The sequence below is a fragment of the Veillonella atypica KON genome (assembly GCF_002959915.1).
Lineage (GTDB): Bacteria > Bacillota > Negativicutes > Veillonellales > Veillonellaceae > Veillonella > Veillonella atypica.
Map to the genome: position 1 here is coordinate 322,657 of NZ_PPDE01000008.1, position 17,552 is coordinate 340,208.

Genomic DNA, 17,552 nt, shown 5'->3' on the forward strand with positions numbered 1-17,552 from the left:
CAACATGAAAACATTATATATTATTAGACATGGCGAAACAGAATGGAATAAGATAGGTCGCTATCAAGGCATAACCGATGTTCCTTTGAATGACAATGGAATAGCACAGGCAAAAGCTTGCGCTCATGCATTGAAGAATGTACATTTTGATCGTATTTTATCAAGTGACCTATCTAGAGCCCTCGTAACAGCAGAAACGATTCGTGGTAATCGAAATATCGATATTACAGTAGATTCTCGGTTGCGAGAGATTGATTTTGGTGACTGGGAAAAATTATTGTTCTCAGAAATCGAAGAACGATGGCCAGGCCTTATTGATCAAATGTATCGACAACCTGATATTGTCAAGCTGCCAAATGGAGAAAGCTTTCAAGAAGTACAAAATCGTGCATGGAATGGCCTTTCAGAATTTATAAGCCAAAATGATGATGACGAAACAATTTTAATAACTTGTCATGGTGGGACGATTCGTACACTTTTATGTAAAATGCTTGATATTCCCATTGGTCACTGTTGGAATTTCAGCCAAGGTAATACAGCAATTAATCGCATATTTTACAATGGTATGGGACCATCTGACCATAATATTTTAAACTTATTAAATGATACTGCTCACGTAGATAATTTAAGAGGGCATGTATAATTGATTCTTTCAAATGCTATGAAAGAGGAATTAAGATGCGATTAGATAAACTATTAGCCAATAAAGCCTTTGGTAGTCGCAAAGAGGTTCACCAAATTATAAGGGATGGACGTGTTACTGTAAATGGTGCTGTTATCTTAAAAAAAGACCAATCTATACATATAGATGATGATATCATTGCAGTTGATGGCGTACAAATATCAACAAAACAACAGTATTATATTAAATTTCATAAACCTGCTGGATATATTACGGCTGTAGAAGATCCTACGCATCCTGTAGTGATGGATTTATTACCACCTGAGTTTAAGAAAATGGGTGTATTTCCTGTGGGACGCCTAGATAAAGATACAGAAGGTCTATTATTACTCACAAACGATGGTATTTGGGCGCATTCTATCATTAATGGACACAAACATGTACCGAAGGTATACTATGTGGAATTTAATGGTAAACTCACAAAAGATGGTCTTGAACGTATAGAAACAGGAATAGTATTAGGGGATGGAACCCAATGTAAACCGGCTAATATAGACGTTCTTTCTGAACAGTCTCTACATATAACCATTGAAGAAGGCAAGTACCATCAAGTTAAACGTATGATTGGGGCCGCTGGAGGCGAAGTTACTTATTTAAAAAGATTGTCCATAGGTCATATTACATTAAATGGCATTGAGGCTATTAATACATATTCAGAAATAGATGACCAAGATGTAGTAGACTTTAAAAAATAGCATGAAAATCTATTCAATATAGGCATTTTATGGTATTATAAGGTGTACTTTATAGACTAGGAGCATGATTATGAACGGATTAAATCAGCTACAAAAGTATATTAAAGAACAAGAATTAACTGGTGTCGTTTTAATTGACCCTATAAATTTACATTATTTTGCTGGTTTTACAGGTACCACAGGATTTGCTATTGTCACACAAGATAAAGCTTTCATGATTACCGATTTTAGATATACAGAGCAAGCTACAAAACAATGTGAAGGCTATGAGGTTATTCAATATGAAACATCAGTTATGGATACTCTTGTAGATATTTTTAATGACAATCACATCCACGATGGTCTCTTTGGTATCGAAGGAAAATATATGCCTGTTGATACATATGAAACCTTATGTGATACTTTAGATGAACGCTTTAATTTTACATCTATCAATTTTGCAAAATTACGTGCTGTAAAACGAGAAGATGAATTAGAATTAATGCGTAAAGCTGCTAAAATTGGAGACGATGCATTTGCAGCATTATTACCGCAATTAAAGGTGGGTATGACGGAGAATGACGCGCGTATCATACTCGAATCAGAAATGTTAAAACGAGGTTCAGAGGAACCTTCTTTTGCAACAATTGTAGCATCCGGTAATCGCTCTAGTATGCCTCATGGTGTGGCTAGTGATAAGATTATAGATGCCGGTGATTTTATCACCTTTGATTTTGGCGCCGTGTATAAAGGGTTTCATTCAGATATGACTCGAACTGTCGTTATGGGCCCCGCATCAGAGCAACAAAAGAATTTGTATAGTATAGTTTTAGAAGCTCAAAAACGAGGTGTTGCAGCAGTTCGTGCAGGAATTACAGGCAAAGAACTTGACGCAGTATGTCGTGACTATATACGAGAACGAGGATATACCAAGGAGTTTAATCATGGTACGGGACATGGTGTGGGTCTAGAAATCCACGAAGAACCAGTAGCCAATGCAAAGTCCGATACGGTATTTTCCGAAAATATGATCATTACGGTAGAACCAGGTATTTATCTTTCTGGTGAAATCGGATTGAGAATAGAGGATAGTGTTATTGTTAAAGCTGATGGCTGTGAATTATTAACACATAGTCCAAAAGAGTTAATCGAAATAGGTATTTAGAAGGAGAAGAGTTAGATGATTTCCAGTAATGATTTCCGCCCAGGTGTAACCGTTGAGATCGACGGTAATGTATGGCAAGTAGTTGATTTCCAACACGTTAAACCAGGTAAAGGTGCTGCATTCGTGCGTACAAAAATGAAAAACTTGCAAACTGGTTCCGTAGTAGAACGTACTTTCAACGCTGGTGAAAAAGTGCCAAAAGCACATGTTGACCGTCGTCGTATGCAATACTTATACGAAGCTGATGGCGCATACACATTCATGGACAACGAAACATATGATCAAGTGGAATTGAATGTTGAACAACTAGGTGATGCTAAAAACTTCCTTCTTGAAAACATGGAAGTATCCATCATGTTCTTCCAAGGTATTGTAATCGGTATTGACTTACCTGTAGCTGTAGAACTTCGCGTAGTTGAAACTGATCCTGGTATCCGTGGCGATACTGCAACAGGTGGTAATAAACCAGCTGTATTGGAAACAGGCTACACTGTAAAAGTACCTCTCTTTATCGAAGTAGATGATGTACTTCGTATTGATACTCGTACTGGTCAATACATCGAACGTGCCTAAAACTATTTCATTGATATAGTGGGCCAGATCTTTTAAATGTAATATAGTCCCCCATATATCTTTGTTAAGCTGAGCACTTGTCGTCTATGTCATTATATAGGGACAGGTGCTCTTTTTTGAAAGAGGCCTATATGACTAAGAAAAATACTGAGTTAGAAACTGGTAAAATTAAAATCGCAGACAATGTATATGCTACTATTATTAGTATGACCGCATTGGATACTAAAGGAATCCATCATATGAGTTCTACCTTTAATGATGGGGTTAATACCTTTTTTGGACGTAAAAATGCCCATGAAGGTGTAAAGATTTCCTTTAACGATGACGGAGCAATTTCAGTTACATTATATGTAAGTATCTCCTATGGGTATCGCATACCTGATATTGCACTGCGCTTACAAGAGCGGATTAAAACTGCACTCGTCAATTACACTGAAATAGAAGTTGAAACAATTGACATCGTAGTCCAAGATATTATTTTTGATGATTTTACACCTGAACCAATTCAGCGTAATGAATAATAGGAGGGCCTATGAGTCAAGATGATAAATTAAACTATGGCTTAGATACAGCAACAGTAGATATTGCAGATTCCGTCATCATTGATGTTGCTATTAAGCCCTTAAGTACAATTCCTGGTATTCATTCTTTAAGTCCACGCTTATATGATGAAATTGTTGATGGTATAACGAACGCTTTTGGACAAAAAAATTTACCAGGCATTAATGTAAAGCATAGAAAAGGCTTTATCGAAATTAATGTGTATATCCGTTGTCTATACGGATACAATGTAATAGATATAGCAAAACAATTGCAGTCTGAAATTAAACAAACACTAAAGAATACGCTTGACCTTGATCACGTAAAGGTTGATGTACATATTGAAGGAATTATCAAAGAATAAGGAGACAATATGTCTAAAAAAAGAAATAGACGTGAAGCACGTCAATATGCATTCCAAGTTCTATACGCTAATGAATTTCATACCTCTAATGATGATGTGATTTTCCCAGACGGAGAAATCTCGTTGTCTATGGATATTGCTTATGCAAACCAAATAATAGATGGTGTGTTATCTCATCTTGAAGAAATCGACACAATACTTGAACCATATTGCACAAAACGGAAATTTGTACTTATGGATAAAGTAGACCGCGCCATTTTACGTCTTGCGATTTGGGAGCTCAACTACAATAGTGAAGATGTATCTCCATCTATTGTTATCAATGAGGCTGTACAATTAGCAAAATCCTTTGGTTCTGATGCATCCTATAAATTAATCAATGCGATTCTAGATGCTTATAATAAGAGTAAATAATGAAACGATATTTTCTAGGAATTGACACAAGCTGTTATACGACGAGCTGTGCCATTATTGATGATGAACTAAATATAGTAGGAGAAGCTCGAAAAATATTAGATGTAAAGCCAGGAATGAAGGGACTTCAACAATCTAATATGGTGTTTCAACATACAAAAGTATTGCCTCGTCTTATCGAAGAATTACCTCAAGTTCCATTGTCGGGTATTGGTGTTAGTGCTTTTCCTAGACGCTCTGATGATTCTTATATGCCGGCCTTTCTTGTTGGTCATGGTTTTGCTAGATCACTAAGTCATATGATGCAAGTACCAATGTATGAATTTGCTCATCAAGAAAATCATATTTTAGCAGCCCTAAGAGAAATTGGACATGTCCCTACGCTTCCATTCTATAGCTTACATCTTTCTGGTGGTACTACAGAACTCGTTTTAACAAAATATAAAGGTAAGGGGATTTTTGAAAGCTCTATTATCGGTGGTTCTAAGGATCTACAAGGCGGACAATTTGTCGATCGTGTAGGTGTTGCATTAGGTATTCAATTTCCTTGTGGCAAAGAATTAGAACTACTTGCTTCACAAACAGATACGTATGATCCGCTACCTTCCTCTGTTAAAGAAGGATGGATTAGCTTTGCTGGTCCTTGTAGTGCTGCACTACGTAATATTGAAAAAGGGGCGTCACCTGCATCTATGAGTAAAGCACTATTTAGTTGCATAGGAAATTCTCTGGAAAAATTATTAATCTATCATCTCAAACATACACCAGTATCAACATTAATTGCCGTTGGTGGTGTAATGAGTAATTCTATACTACGCAATCGTCTAAATGGTTTTTGTCATAAGAATAACGTAACTGTTCATTTTGCAAATCCTAAATTCTCTGTCGACAATGCTACGGGAAATGCTTATGGGGCATTTTTAGCAACACAAAAGTAGGTATATCGTGAATGTATTGAGTATTACCCAATTAAATAACTTAATAAAACGAACAATAGATAGAGAGTATCTCCTAAAAAATGTCTATGTTAGTGGTACGATAACAAATACTAAGCGTCATAGTAGTGGTCATGTGTATTTTTCCTTAAAGGATGAGGAATCATCTATAGATGTAACGATGTGGTCTAGTACGGTTCAAAGTAAAGGACTCGCTAATGCATTCCAAAATGGATTATTAGTAACAATCAAGGCATCCGTTAATTTCTATAACAAAATGGGCCGTTTAAATCTTATCGCATCGGATATACAGGTTGGTTCTAAAAGCCCATTACAGCTTGAATTCGATGCGCTGCAAAGAGAATTATCCGCATTGGGCTATTTTGATGATGCTCATAAACAACCAATACCAGTTCTATCAAGTTGTATCGGTATTGTCACATCCTCTACAGGTGCTGTTTTACACGATATATTACATATTAGTGAACATAGAAATCCGCTTATGCAATTTAAATTATTCTCTGTACCAGTTCAGGGAACAACAGCGGGTCCAATCATAGCTAAAGGAATTGAAGCTGCAGATAAAGATCCAGATGTTGATGTCATTATCGTCGGTCGCGGCGGCGGTTCAATGGAGGATTTATGGTGCTTTAATGATAGAGTTGTTATCGAAGCTATTTACAATGCATCTACACCTATTATTTCTGCAGTAGGTCATGAAACAGATTATACATTAGCTGATTACGCTGCTGATATGCGTGGTGCTACACCTAGTCATGCCGCAGAAATTGCAGTGCTTCCGTTGACTACACTACAACAGCATTTACAACAAAAACTTGATTATTTACAGTATGTAATGGATCAAACATTACAGCAAAAACGTATTGAATTAAGTACAATTTTTAATCGTCGCCTCGGGTTTCCTGCATTACAATTACTGCATAAACAAAATTCCCTCTTACAATCCTATAAGGAGAAATTACAAACTTTAGCGTCACAACGATGGCAACATGAAAAGCATAAACTTTCACTTATAACACAGGAATTATCACTACAAAATCCAATCCATTTAATGGTGAAAGGCTATTCCAAAATAGAAAAAGAGGGTCATACCATAAGTTCAATTCAAAATATGGCCAAAGGAGATGTATTTAAAATTACATTGCGTGATGGTTCTATAAAAGCAGTTGTAGAGGAGGTATTACAGGATGGCAACATCACTGAAAAGTTATGAAAAAAAATATAAAGCTCTTGAAGATATCGTTCGTCAACTCGACGATGGTGAATTATCTATGTCAGAGCTGTTAAATCAATATAAAAAAGGCTTAACCTTAGTTAAGGAATGTGCAGATATGCTGGATTCTGTAGAAGGTGAAATTCAACAGATTATCGAAGAGGTACGCATCGGAGAGTAATAAGCTATGTTAAAGACATATTTAGAAACTAGCAAACAATCGATTGAACACTGGTTAAGTGCCGTATTAAATTCCCCTATACCAGAATATAAACGTTTATATGAATCTATGAACTATAGTTTATTACAAGGGGGAAAACGAATTCGTCCTATCTTAACCAAAGCTGTTTTAGATGCAATGAAGGTTGATGCATCATTATATAAAGAGTTCCTATGTGCATTGGAATGTATTCATACATACTCACTGATTCATGATGATTTACCAGCTATGGATAATGATGATTATCGCCGAGGTAATTTAACCAACCATAAGGTATATGGAGACGGTATGGCCATTCTTGCAGGTGATGGTTTATTGACCTATGCATTTCAACTTTGTAGTGAAAATACAACCGCATCAGCTGAGCAAAAAATCAAAGCTATCCAATGTTTAGCGACCGCAGCTGGTCCTGAAGGCATGGTTGGCGGACAAGCTTTTGATTTACTATCCGAAGGAAAACATATCCCTCTTGAGGAATTAAAAGTTTTACATAGTGGAAAAACAGGTGCTTTATTTAATGCGGCCATTGAGTTAGGGCTCATCTTATCTAATGCTGACCAAGCAAAATATGCCGCCTATATGACATATGCCAATTGTCTTGGTTTGCTATTCCAGATTACAGATGATATTCTTGATGTAACGGGAACCATTGAAGAGTTAGGCAAAACACCTGGTAGTGATATACGACAAGATAAATCCACTTATGTTTCATTGTTAGGGCTTGATGAGGCACGTAATGAAGCACATGTAGTCGCACAAAAGGCACATGCTGCTTTAGCAACAATAGAAGATGATACACATATACTAAGTGCTATTATTGATTATTTATTGGATCGTACAAATTAAACATTAGAGGATAAAGTTATATGTACCATATTTTAGAGGAAATTTGTCATAATTATATAGCGCAAGCCGCATTTTGGGGCTGGTTTTCAGCACAAGCCATTAAATTCTTATGGCAACTTGTCCGTTATCGTACATTGCGTTTTGAACGTTTAGTAGGTTCCGGAGGATTTCCTAGTTCACATACATCCTTTGTAATTTCTACTACTGCCGCTTTGTACTTTAAAAATAATGGTATTACTGATATATTTGTGGTAGCATTAGTATTTTCTATTGTAGTCATGTATGATGCGTCTGGTGTACGTCGTCAAGCTGGTCGACAAGCACAAATATTGAACCAAATTGTGGAGTATTTTAGTAAACGAAATATTCCTGTTATTTTAAAAGACCGAGAAATTGCATTAAAAGAATTACTAGGTCATACGCCAGTTGAAGTATTTGGTGGTTTAGTATTAGGTATTCTAATAGCTTATATTCAATATTTCTATGTGTATAATGGTGTCATATGAGTAATAAAGAACGTTTAGATATTCTCCTTGTTAACCGAGGTTTATTTGAAAGTCGCGAAAAAGCAAAAGCCGCTATTATGGCTGGTCAAATCTTTATGGATACAACACGAATCGATAAGGCTGGTACAAAGGTTCCTGTAGATGCAAATCTCACAGTGAAAGGTAATACCTTACCATATGTAAGTCGTGGAGGCTTAAAATTAGAAAAAGCTATTCAAATATATCCCATTGATTTAACCGATGCAGTCATGATTGATATTGGAGCTAGCACGGGTGGATTTACAGATTGTGCATTGCAAAATGGTGCATCCAAGGTGTTTGCAATAGATGTAGGATATAACCAACTAGCTTGGAAACTTCGCCAAGATGAACGCGTAATCAATATGGAGAAGCAAAATATACGTGCGGTTACTGCAGAACAATTGGGTGAACTTGTAGATTTCATATCTATTGATGTAGCTTTTATATCTCTCGATAAGGTATTACCTGTAGCTACTACACTATTAAAAGATACAGGTTCATTAGTAGCTCTCATCAAGCCTCAGTTTGAAGCCGGTAAAGAAAAGGTCGGAAAGGGAGGTATTGTTCGAGAGAGAGCAGTACATGAAGAGGTACTTTCACGTATATTACAGGTTGCTTACGATTGCAAATTATATTTACACGGATTAACCTTCTCACCAATTAAAGGGACGGAAGGAAATATTGAGTTTTTAGGATATTTTACTAAATCTGAAGAAGGTGCATTATCTATAACTGATGAATTAATTACAGCAGTTGTAGATGAGGCTCACATGCTATAGGAGATAGATATATGCGTATTGGTTTTTTTCCTAATATGGGTAAAAGTACAATCATGGCCGTTCTTAAAATGGCAGCTCATATCTGTAGAGAAGAGCAAATAGAAGTATATTTACCAGATGATCTTGAAAGACCTGATACTTACAAGGTATTACAAATACCAAAGGAAAATGTACTTCCTAGACCAGAGATTTTTAAACATATTGATGTAGCATTTAGTTTTGGTGGTGATGGCACCATTATCCATTTAGCACGTCAAATTTTCTCTTATAATATACCTGTATGTGGTATTAACTTAGGAGAACTTGGTTTCTTAAATCAAATTGAAGTCCATCAATTACAAAGTCATATTAAACGCATTGCTCAAGGTGACTATACAATTGAAAAACGAGGCCATCTTCATGCCTATATAGATAGGGAAGACGGAACAAGAGAAGACTTAGTCCCAATTATTAATGAAGTCGTTATTACACGTTCTGAACCAGCTAAAATGGCGCGTATCAATTTAGCTGTAAATGGACAACATACGCAGATGTATCCTTCTGATGGACTGATTATTTCATCAGCTACAGGGTCTACAGGATATAATTTATCCGCTGGTGGTCCTATTATGAAGCCAGATAATCGATCTATTATTATAACCCCAGTTGCGCCACATTTAATTCAAGGTATCTCTATGGTCTTAGAAGAACATGATACCATTCAAATTACAATGCCTGATCGTGAACCTCAACTGCATATATGCATAGATGGTACATTTGACTATTCATTTACTAACAAAGAAGCTTTACATATTTCATCGAATCCTGTGTATTGTTTATTTGTTCGATTTAAAGATCAATGCTTCTTTGGCACATTATTTAAAAAATTAGCATCTCGTAGGGATGAGTTATTATAAGGAGTGTGAACGCATATGATTAATATCAACAATGCAGTTCAATTTCAACATCTTATTTGGGATCGCATTATGAAATCTGCCTCTGTTGTAGTGGATGCAACATGTGGCAATGGCCACGATTTACTGTATTTAGCAGAACGAGCTCAATCTGAGTGTCATTTATATGGCATAGACATTCAAGAACAGGCTGTCAGTGCTAGCAGGGAATTACTAGCATCCAAGAAATTGCAGTCAAATGTAACAATTACATTTTTACACAATTCTCACGACATTGCACTTCATCAAGAAATCAAAGAAAATACCATTGATTTAATTATATTTAATTTAGGGTATTTACCCGGTGGAGATCATAGCATCATAACACGCCCTCATAATACGATTGAAGCTCTAAACAATGCATTTCCTAAACTCGCTAAGGATGGAATCATTACTATCGTAGCATATCCTGGCACACCTGAGGGTATGGAAGAGAAAGAAGCATTGCATAAGTATATCTCACAGTTAGATCAAGCAAAGTATAATGTATGCCATTGGCATCCTATAAATCAAGCTAACAATCCACCTGAATTATATTTAATTCAAAAACGATAATTTCCATAACAGCTATCTTATACTTATAGTAAATAATCTATACTTTTACTATACTAAAAATGCATAATACGAAATAAAAGACCCATTAAAGGGCCTTTTATTTATGCAACACACCTGTAAAAATCGTTAATCATAAATTCGCTATAAATAGATGAACCATATATTATGTGTGTTTATAAGAGGTGAAAACTCCATAAATTAACTAATTATTAATTATTAGTACAATATGCATAACACGTATGGTATATACGGAATATACCATATATTAATTTTGAATATATGGTATAATAATGTAAGAAAGATACTATTCTCTTTTATGTGCAAGTTTAAAAAGGGAGCAAAAAATGAAACGCTATCGCTATAACAAAATTAAGGAAATTGTTCAGTCTAAGGAGATTGAAACACAAGAGGAGTTAGCAGCGGCTTTATTACAAGAAGGCATAGAAGTAACACAGGCTACTGTCTCTCGTGACATCAAAGAATTAATGTTAATTAAAATACCAACTGGCGATGGACATTATCGATACGCATTATCTCCAGAAGAAAATGTAGTATTATCACGTAGTCGTATTAACCGTTTATTCCAAGATTCCTTGATCAAGGTTGATCATAGCTTAAATCAGGTCGTGCTACATACGATTCCTGGCTCTGCTCAATCTGTAGCATTTTCTATTGATCATGCAAAATGGTCTGAATTAATTGGTACACTCGCAGGAGATGATACAATTTTACTTATCGCGCGCTCCGAAGCTGAGGTACCTGCAATTCTTTCTAGAATTCAAGATTTAATGAAGGATTAGTAATTATATGTTGACGCAAATGAGCATTCGAAATTTTGCGTTGATTGAGCAAATGAATATTTCATTTAAAGATGGCATAACTATCTTTACCGGCGAAACTGGGGCAGGTAAATCCATATTAATGGATGCTTTCAGTATTCTATTAGGAGAACGCGCTAGCAGCGAGTTTATTCGTCATGGTAAAGATAGTTTTGTTATAGATGGCATATTCGATATTGCCAATCACCAAAGTTTATTAGATTTATTACAATCAAAAAATATATTGGTAGAGGATAATCAACTAATTCTATCTAGGTCCTTTAATACATCTGGTAAATCTATTATATTGGCTAATGATCAACCCATTCCTCTAAAGGCGCTTAAAGAGATTGGTCTATTATTAGCCGATATTCATGGTCAATACAGTAATCAAAAATTATTAAATCCTGATTCACATCATGAGTATTTAGATGGTTATAACCAGGCTGGTAGTAAGGCTTATAAAGAATATAAAGCAGCCTATAAAGAATATAAAGAAGCCAAGCAAGCGCTAGATAATTTATCTGAGCACATGTCTGAACGAGCCCGTGAACTTGATATGCTTCGTTTTCAAATCGATGAAATAGAAGAGGCTGGATTACAAATAGGCGAGGATGAAGCTATTGCTGAAGAACTGAAACGTTTAGATAGCTTCGATCATATCGATAAGGTACTTGGTTCATGTTATGATGCTTTTTATGGAGGCAGGCATCCATTATTAGATACAGTTAATGCTATCAAGGTAGAAGTAAATGATCTTGTAAAATATGATGATGAGGTTAAAGAAATCTCTGAACTCGTTAATTCCGCATACTTTCAATTAGAAGAGGCTGCTCAATCTCTTGATCGATACCGAGATTCTATTAGTTATGACGAAGAACGCTATGCATACTGCCAAGATAGAGACTCTGTAATCTATGGTCTTAAAAAGAAGTACGGCGAAACAGTCCAAGATATATTAAATTATGAGGAAAAGGCGCAACAACGCTTAGAGGAATTAGAATCCGAAGTTTGTGAACAAGGCGCTTTAGAACAACAATTAGGGGAAAAAGAAAAGGTTGCAAAAACAGCTTTAGCAGCATTAATTTCTATACGTCGTGAAAATGCAGATGTAATTGCTAAACAACTACGAGCTGAAATTGTTGATTTAGGTATGGAAAAAGGGGATATTCGTTTTTTCATAGATGAAAGTGAAGAACTTTTACCATTAGGCGCTAAATCAATTGAATTATTATTTACCGCTAATAAAGGCGAACAGTTGCTACCATTACATAAAGTTGCATCTGGTGGTGAATTGGCTCGCATTGCACTGGCACTAAAATCCGTATTCCGTACAGATAATCACAAAACACTTGTATTCGATGAAATCGATGTCGGTATAAGTGGAGATATAGCATTGAAGGTAGCTGAAAAAATCTTAGCTCTTTCCAAGACAAATCAAGTATTCTGTATTACTCATTTACCACAAACGGCAAGTATTGCAAAACAGCATTATCACTTATCTAAGCAAGAACAAGAAGGCCGCACTATTTCTACATTATCTGAATTGAGCGAAAAAGAACGGCTTTCACAAATCGCATCCATGATGTCCGGCAAGGGAATGTCTCATACAGCACTTGCTGCTGCACAAGAACTTATTGACCATTTTCATTGACTAAATACGCATAATTACTTATACTTATTATATTAATTCAATAATAAGGTAGAGGCGCGGGTATAAATAGTCATCATGAGGAGCCGGCAAACAATGATTCATGATAAAAGGTGTACTTGCCGAAGTGGGATGACAGCCAAATCATCGTGCTGGTTGTCTATTTAAGAGGTAGACGACTGTCACCAATATTACATTGGTGGAGTGCTATCATAATTCTTGTTTAATGAACGATGTATCATATATCGTATATATTAAGCCAGTGGATGCCTCCACTGGCTTTTTTGGAGGTAAATATGATTAGAGTAATGGTAAACGGTGCAGGCGGCAAAATGGGTCGCGAAGTCGTAAAAGCAGTACATGCAGATTCTGAATTGACAATGATTGGTGGCATCGATCCATCTAAAGCAGGTCAAGATGTGGGCACTGTAGCAGGAATTGAACCATTACATATCACAATGGCTGAAACTATTGACGAAGTATTGAGCGATAATAAACCTGACGTTATCGTTGATTTCACAAATCCTGCTGTTATTTTCGAAAATGCCAAAAAAATTCTTAGTGCTGGCGTGCATATTGTAATAGGCACAACAGGCCTAACTGAAGAACAACGCAACGAATTGAATGAAATCGGTTTAAAACATAATGCCAATTGTTTGGTAGCACCTAATTTCTCATTGGGCGCTGTTATGATGATGAAAGTGGCTGCTGAATTAGCGCCATATTTCCCTGATGTAGAAATTATCGAATTACATCACAACCATAAATATGATGCTCCATCTGGTACATCTATTTTGACGGCTAAATTAATCAATGATGCAAAAGAGGCTGCAAATGTGACAGGTTCTGAAGATTTAACACGTGAAAGTTTGCCAGGTGCACGTGGTGCAAAAGTAGACAATGTTACTATCCATAGCGTTCGTCTTCCTGGTTATGTAGCACATCAACAAGTATTATTTGGCGGCTATGATGAAACATTAACAATTCGTCATGATAGCTTAAGCCGTTTATCCTTCATGCCTGGTGTCGTTCTAGCATGTAAGAAAATTGCCTCTAAACCAGGCTTAACATATGGCTTAGAACATTATTTATAATACTGAACAACAATTGATTAATTGAGGAGATACACAATGAAAAAACCTAATCTTGCAATTCTTGGTGCTACTGGTGCAGTAGGGGCAGAATTCATTACACTTATTGAAGAGCGTAATTTTCCTTATGAAAATTTAAAACTATTGGCTTCTGCTCGTTCTGCTGGTACTGAACTTACAGTTAATGGGAAAACCTATGTGGTTGAAGAAGCAAAACCTGAATCCTTTGATGGTATTGATATTGCATTATTTGCAGGTGGCTCTATTTCTAAAACATTAGCTCCAGAAGCTGCTAAACGCGGTGCTATTGTTATTGATAACTCCAGTGCATTCCGTATGGATCCAGAGGTGCCACTCGTTGTACCTGAAGTTAACCCTGAAGATATTTTGAAACATAAGGGTATCATTGCTAATCCAAACTGTTCTACAATCATCATGAGCCTTGGCTTAAAACCATTGCATGATATTTCTCCAATTAAACGCATTGTAGTATCTACATACCAAGCTGTATCTGGTGCTGGTAAAGAAGGTATTGAAGAACTTCAAAACCAAGTAAAAGAATATGTTGAAGGCAAGGAAATGACTGCTAACTTGTTGCCAACAGGTTCTGCACCAAAACACTTCCCAATTGCGTTCAATTTGTTACCACAAATTGATGTATTCTTAGAAAACGATTATACTAAAGAAGAGATGAAGATGGTAAATGAAACACACAAAATTCTTCATGATGACACCATTCAAGTAGTGCCAACAACTGTTCGTGTTCCAGTATATCGCTCTCATTCTGAATCCGTATTAGTAGAAACAGAAGAACCAGTATCTGTAGAAGCATTCCGCAAGGCTTGTGCTGCATTTCCAGGATTACAAGTAAAAGATAATCCAGCAGAACAAGAATATCCTATGCCACTATATACATCTAATCAAAATGACTGTGAAATCGGTCGTATCCGTAAAGATTTATACAATGATAAAGGCATGAATTTCTGGATCGTAGGTGACCAAATTCGCAAGGGTGCTGCACTAAATGCATTGCAAATCGCAGAATACTTGGTAGAAAAGGAAGCATTTTAATATCTATCAAGGGGGAGAAACATATGAAAACCTTTGGTCGTGTATTAACGGCTATGATTACATCATTTAACGAAGATGGATCAGTCAACATTGAAAATTCAGTTGCCATTGCAGAGCATCTATTAAATCATGGTTCTGATGGCTTAGTTGTTTGTGGTACCACAGGTGAAAATCCTACTATATCCCGTGAAAGCAAGACTGCTTTATTTAAAGCGATTGCCAAAGCATGTGGAGATAAGGGTACTATTATAGCTAATGTAGGTTCCAATGATACAAAGGGCTCTGTAGACTTTGTTAAAGAAGTATCTGCGATTCCTGGTATTGATGGATTGTTAGTTGTTGTACCGTATTACAATAAGCCTAATCAACAAGGTCAATATTTGCATTTTAAATCTATTGCAGAGGCTACAACATTACCAATCATGGTATACAATGTACCTGGTCGCGTAGGAACTGGAATATTTCCAGCTACACTAGCACGCCTCCATAAGGAATATCCACATATTTGTGCCATCAAAGAGGCTAGTGGTAATTTGATGATTGCTTCTGAAATTAAACGTTTAATGCCTGGTGAAGATTTCATGGTATACAGCGGAGATGATGGTCTTACATTGCCTATTCTTTCCGTTGGTGGAACAGGCGTTATTTCTGTAGTATCTCATGTGGCCGGTCAAGATATGAACGATATGATTGCTGCTTTTGAAGAGGGCAAGAATCAAAAAGCAACACAATTACATCAAAAATTAGCTGAAATTATTAAGGCTATGTTTATTACAACAAATCCAATTCCAGTTAAATATGCAGCTCGAAAATTAGGTTTACCAGCAGGTATATTCAACTTACCTATGTGTGAACCTTCTCAAGAAGAAGCTGCATACATTGATAAGGCATTAGCTGAATATTTACAATAAAATATTACGATACTAAAAACCAGTAGCTACGATTTGTAACTACTGGTTTTATTTTATAAGAAATACATTATAAACATTATTTTATATGCCTATAAATATATTTTTTTCTTATAAAGATTGTATTATGATATAATCTCACATGGAGATAGTATTTTTAACTATACTCTAGTCTACTGTTAATTCATGATAAACAAAATGATTGTGATATTTCGAATCGACCATAAGGCGATTACATTAAAACACAAGGAGTTTAACATGGAACTAACAATGTTAAAAGGTAAAATTCACAGAGCTACTGTGACACAAGCAGAACTTGATTATGTCGGGAGCATTACAATTGATACGGACCTTTTGAATGCATCTGGAATTCGAGAATATGAACAAGTTCAAATTGTAAACATTAATAATGGAGCACGTTTTAGCACATATACGATTGCTGGCGAAGCAGGCAGTGGTGTTATATGCTTAAATGGCGCTGCAGCAAGACATGTGCAAGTACATGATAAAGTAATTATCATGTGTTATGCTCAACTAAATGAAAAAGAAGTAGAGAGCCATAAGCCTCTTGTTGTATTTGTAGATGAAAATAATAAGATAAGTCATATAAAAAACTATGAAAAACATGGTTTATTAGTTGATCAAGACTAACCGTTTTTGATCGAATTACAGTAGACTGTATAGGACTATCTTCGTATTTACAATTTATAAGTACCGGAGGCATTATTATGGAAATTATAACTACAATCGAAAATATACGCAGCATAGTAAACCATTGGAAAGATAAAGGCTATTCTATTGGTTTTGTACCAACAATGGGATATTTACATGATGGTCATGCCGCATTGATAGATCAAGCTAGAAAGGATAATGATAAGGTCATTGTATCTATATTTGTTAATCCAACTCAGTTTGGTGAAAACGAAGACCTAAATTCTTATCCACGTGATATTAATAGAGATAAATCCCTTTGTGAAGCCCATAAGGCGGATATTATATTTTCTCCAACGTCAGATGAAATGTATCATGATAGAAAAGCATTTGTAAATATTGTTGAGTTATCTGATACATTGTGTGGTATTAGTAGACCTATTCATTTCAAAGGTGTTTGTACGGTTGTAACGAAGCTATTTAATATTATTCAACCTACCAATGCCTACTTTGGTGAAAAAGATGCACAACAACTAGCCATTATTCGTAAAATGGTTTATGATCTAAATTTTCCGGTCAATATAATTGGAGTGCCAATCGTTCGTGAATCGGATGGTCTAGCAAAATCTTCTCGAAATACATATTTATCTAAGGAAGAACGAAAAGCGGCTACCATATTATATAAAGCTATTCAAATGGGAAAACAAACCATTAAACATGGTGCTTCTGCTGATAGTATCATTAATACTATGACAGAAATTATTAATACTGAGCCCTTAGCCAAGATAGATTATGTTTCAGTTGTTGATGCTAATACAATGCAACCAGTTCATGAGATTACATCTCCAGTATTAGTCGCTATGGCTGTATATATTGGATCTACGCGACTTATCGATAACTTTTCCTTCGATGCAAATTAGAA

The 17,552-nt window shown here is 35.8% G+C and carries 22 protein-coding genes and 1 riboswitch; all 22 genes read left to right on the forward strand.

What is annotated here, in order from left to right; translation table 11 throughout:
- Positions 1-4: 4 nt before the first annotated feature.
- The 22 genes from cobC (at position 5) to panC (ending at position 17,550) form a co-directional block, all read left to right on the forward strand.
- Positions 5-643 carry an alpha-ribazole phosphatase gene (cobC, locus tag VAHSUH02_RS05475; protein WP_005379793.1) on the forward strand — a complete coding sequence of 213 codons (639 nt, stop codon included), beginning with the start codon at positions 5-7 and terminating at the stop codon, positions 641-643.
- 35 nt (positions 644-678) lie between these two features.
- Entirely contained in the window at positions 679-1,377 is a 699-nt protein-coding gene (locus VAHSUH02_RS05480; RefSeq protein WP_005378945.1) for a pseudouridine synthase, read from the forward strand.
- Positions 1,378-1,447: 70 nt separating this feature from the next.
- On the forward strand, positions 1,448-2,521 hold the full coding sequence (locus VAHSUH02_RS05485) for a M24 family metallopeptidase (RefSeq protein WP_005379775.1): 1,074 nt from the start codon (positions 1,448-1,450) through the stop codon (positions 2,519-2,521).
- 15 nt (positions 2,522-2,536) lie between these two features.
- Positions 2,537-3,094 (forward strand): elongation factor P, encoded by a 558-nt coding sequence (efp, locus tag VAHSUH02_RS05490; RefSeq protein ID WP_005378924.1) that lies wholly within the window; start codon positions 2,537-2,539, stop codon positions 3,092-3,094.
- Between the two features lie 131 nt (positions 3,095-3,225).
- Positions 3,226-3,615 carry an Asp23/Gls24 family envelope stress response protein gene (locus VAHSUH02_RS05495; protein WP_005379016.1) on the forward strand — a complete coding sequence of 130 codons (390 nt, stop codon included), beginning with the start codon at positions 3,226-3,228 and terminating at the stop codon, positions 3,613-3,615.
- Between the two features lie 11 nt (positions 3,616-3,626).
- Positions 3,627-3,998, forward strand: coding sequence for an Asp23/Gls24 family envelope stress response protein (locus tag VAHSUH02_RS05500; RefSeq protein WP_005383334.1), 372 nt, complete (start codon positions 3,627-3,629; stop codon positions 3,996-3,998).
- 9 nt (positions 3,999-4,007) lie between these two features.
- Positions 4,008-4,412 (forward strand): transcription antitermination factor NusB, encoded by a 405-nt coding sequence (nusB, locus tag VAHSUH02_RS05505; protein WP_005383335.1) that lies wholly within the window; start codon positions 4,008-4,010, stop codon positions 4,410-4,412.
- Positions 4,412-5,350, forward strand: a complete 939-nt coding sequence (locus VAHSUH02_RS05510) for a tRNA (adenosine(37)-N6)-threonylcarbamoyltransferase complex transferase subunit TsaD (protein ID WP_005383336.1) — start codon at positions 4,412-4,414, stop codon at positions 5,348-5,350. The genes nusB and VAHSUH02_RS05510 overlap by 1 nt, the downstream gene beginning before the upstream one ends.
- A gap of 7 nt (positions 5,351-5,357) precedes the next feature.
- On the forward strand, positions 5,358-6,581 hold the full coding sequence (gene xseA / locus VAHSUH02_RS05515; protein WP_005383337.1) for an exodeoxyribonuclease VII large subunit: 1,224 nt from the start codon (positions 5,358-5,360) through the stop codon (positions 6,579-6,581).
- A complete protein-coding gene (gene xseB, locus VAHSUH02_RS05520; RefSeq protein ID WP_005378912.1) occupies positions 6,556-6,762 on the forward strand; it encodes an exodeoxyribonuclease VII small subunit in 207 nt (68 codons plus the stop codon). The genes xseA and xseB overlap by 26 nt, the downstream gene beginning before the upstream one ends.
- A 6-nt stretch (positions 6,763-6,768) precedes the next feature.
- Complete coding sequence (locus tag VAHSUH02_RS05525; protein WP_005379085.1) at positions 6,769-7,647, forward strand: polyprenyl synthetase family protein; 879 nt, start codon at positions 6,769-6,771, stop codon at positions 7,645-7,647.
- Positions 7,648-7,667: 20 nt separating this feature from the next.
- Positions 7,668-8,153, forward strand: coding sequence for a divergent PAP2 family protein (locus tag VAHSUH02_RS05530; protein WP_005378985.1), 486 nt, complete (start codon positions 7,668-7,670; stop codon positions 8,151-8,153).
- On the forward strand, positions 8,150-8,953 hold the full coding sequence (locus VAHSUH02_RS05535; protein ID WP_005383340.1) for a TlyA family RNA methyltransferase: 804 nt from the start codon (positions 8,150-8,152) through the stop codon (positions 8,951-8,953). Before VAHSUH02_RS05530 ends, VAHSUH02_RS05535 begins: the two co-directional genes overlap by 4 nt.
- A gap of 11 nt (positions 8,954-8,964) precedes the next feature.
- On the forward strand, positions 8,965-9,849 hold the full coding sequence (locus tag VAHSUH02_RS05540; protein ID WP_005378909.1) for an NAD(+)/NADH kinase: 885 nt from the start codon (positions 8,965-8,967) through the stop codon (positions 9,847-9,849).
- A 15-nt stretch (positions 9,850-9,864) separates the two neighbouring features.
- Positions 9,865-10,440, forward strand: coding sequence for a tRNA 5-(aminomethyl)-2-thiouridylate-methyltransferase MnmM (gene mnmM, locus VAHSUH02_RS05545; RefSeq protein ID WP_005383341.1), 576 nt, complete (start codon positions 9,865-9,867; stop codon positions 10,438-10,440).
- A gap of 344 nt (positions 10,441-10,784) precedes the next feature.
- On the forward strand, positions 10,785-11,240 hold the full coding sequence (gene argR, locus VAHSUH02_RS05550) for an arginine repressor (RefSeq protein ID WP_005383342.1): 456 nt from the start codon (positions 10,785-10,787) through the stop codon (positions 11,238-11,240).
- A 7-nt stretch (positions 11,241-11,247) separates the two neighbouring features.
- The gene (gene recN, locus VAHSUH02_RS05555; protein WP_005383343.1) at positions 11,248-12,912 is read left to right on the forward strand and encodes a DNA repair protein RecN; all 1,665 of its coding nucleotides are present in this window, start codon (positions 11,248-11,250) and stop codon (positions 12,910-12,912) included.
- 41 nt (positions 12,913-12,953) lie between these two features.
- A riboswitch (Lysine riboswitch) is annotated at positions 12,954-13,127 on the forward strand.
- A gap of 78 nt (positions 13,128-13,205) precedes the next feature.
- Positions 13,206-14,003: a 4-hydroxy-tetrahydrodipicolinate reductase gene (dapB, locus tag VAHSUH02_RS05560; RefSeq protein WP_038148777.1), complete on the forward strand. Its 798-nt coding sequence runs from the start codon at positions 13,206-13,208 to the stop codon at positions 14,001-14,003.
- A 36-nt stretch (positions 14,004-14,039) separates the two neighbouring features.
- Positions 14,040-15,071, forward strand: coding sequence for an aspartate-semialdehyde dehydrogenase (locus VAHSUH02_RS05565; RefSeq protein WP_005383345.1), 1,032 nt, complete (start codon positions 14,040-14,042; stop codon positions 15,069-15,071).
- 23 nt (positions 15,072-15,094) lie between these two features.
- Complete coding sequence (dapA, locus tag VAHSUH02_RS05570) at positions 15,095-15,982, forward strand: 4-hydroxy-tetrahydrodipicolinate synthase (protein ID WP_005383346.1); 888 nt, start codon at positions 15,095-15,097, stop codon at positions 15,980-15,982.
- 255 nt (positions 15,983-16,237) lie between these two features.
- Positions 16,238-16,630, forward strand: a complete 393-nt coding sequence (gene panD / locus VAHSUH02_RS05575) for an aspartate 1-decarboxylase (RefSeq protein ID WP_005378768.1) — start codon at positions 16,238-16,240, stop codon at positions 16,628-16,630.
- Between the two features lie 77 nt (positions 16,631-16,707).
- Positions 16,708-17,550: a pantoate--beta-alanine ligase gene (gene panC, locus VAHSUH02_RS05580; protein WP_005383350.1), complete on the forward strand. Its 843-nt coding sequence runs from the start codon at positions 16,708-16,710 to the stop codon at positions 17,548-17,550.
- Positions 17,551-17,552: the final 2 nt, after the last annotated feature.

Excerpts from the sequence above, each read along its gene's own strand:
- cobC (WP_005379793.1), top strand. The coding sequence starts at position 5 with ATGAAAACATTATATATTATTAGACATGGCGAAACAGAATGGAATAAG.
- VAHSUH02_RS05480 (WP_005378945.1), top strand. The coding sequence starts at position 679 with ATGCGATTAGATAAACTATTAGCCAATAAAGCCTTTGGTAGTCGCAAA.
- VAHSUH02_RS05485 (WP_005379775.1), top strand. The coding sequence starts at position 1,448 with ATGAACGGATTAAATCAGCTACAAAAGTATATTAAAGAACAAGAATTA.
- efp (WP_005378924.1), top strand. The coding sequence starts at position 2,537 with ATGATTTCCAGTAATGATTTCCGCCCAGGTGTAACCGTTGAGATCGAC.
- VAHSUH02_RS05495 (WP_005379016.1), top strand. The coding sequence starts at position 3,226 with ATGACTAAGAAAAATACTGAGTTAGAAACTGGTAAAATTAAAATCGCA.
- VAHSUH02_RS05500 (WP_005383334.1), top strand. The coding sequence starts at position 3,627 with ATGAGTCAAGATGATAAATTAAACTATGGCTTAGATACAGCAACAGTA.
- nusB (WP_005383335.1), top strand. The coding sequence starts at position 4,008 with ATGTCTAAAAAAAGAAATAGACGTGAAGCACGTCAATATGCATTCCAA.
- VAHSUH02_RS05510 (WP_005383336.1), top strand. The coding sequence starts at position 4,412 with ATGAAACGATATTTTCTAGGAATTGACACAAGCTGTTATACGACGAGC.
- xseB (WP_005378912.1), top strand. The coding sequence starts at position 6,556 with ATGGCAACATCACTGAAAAGTTATGAAAAAAAATATAAAGCTCTTGAA.
- VAHSUH02_RS05525 (WP_005379085.1), top strand. The coding sequence starts at position 6,769 with ATGTTAAAGACATATTTAGAAACTAGCAAACAATCGATTGAACACTGG.
- VAHSUH02_RS05530 (WP_005378985.1), top strand. The coding sequence starts at position 7,668 with ATGTACCATATTTTAGAGGAAATTTGTCATAATTATATAGCGCAAGCC.
- VAHSUH02_RS05535 (WP_005383340.1), top strand. The coding sequence starts at position 8,150 with ATGAGTAATAAAGAACGTTTAGATATTCTCCTTGTTAACCGAGGTTTA.
- VAHSUH02_RS05540 (WP_005378909.1), top strand. The coding sequence starts at position 8,965 with ATGCGTATTGGTTTTTTTCCTAATATGGGTAAAAGTACAATCATGGCC.
- mnmM (WP_005383341.1), top strand. The coding sequence starts at position 9,865 with ATGATTAATATCAACAATGCAGTTCAATTTCAACATCTTATTTGGGAT.
- argR (WP_005383342.1), top strand. The coding sequence starts at position 10,785 with ATGAAACGCTATCGCTATAACAAAATTAAGGAAATTGTTCAGTCTAAG.
- recN (WP_005383343.1), top strand. The coding sequence starts at position 11,248 with ATGTTGACGCAAATGAGCATTCGAAATTTTGCGTTGATTGAGCAAATG.
- dapB (WP_038148777.1), top strand. The coding sequence starts at position 13,206 with ATGATTAGAGTAATGGTAAACGGTGCAGGCGGCAAAATGGGTCGCGAA.
- VAHSUH02_RS05565 (WP_005383345.1), top strand. The coding sequence starts at position 14,040 with ATGAAAAAACCTAATCTTGCAATTCTTGGTGCTACTGGTGCAGTAGGG.
- dapA (WP_005383346.1), top strand. The coding sequence starts at position 15,095 with ATGAAAACCTTTGGTCGTGTATTAACGGCTATGATTACATCATTTAAC.
- panD (WP_005378768.1), top strand. The coding sequence starts at position 16,238 with ATGGAACTAACAATGTTAAAAGGTAAAATTCACAGAGCTACTGTGACA.
- panC (WP_005383350.1), top strand. The coding sequence starts at position 16,708 with ATGGAAATTATAACTACAATCGAAAATATACGCAGCATAGTAAACCAT.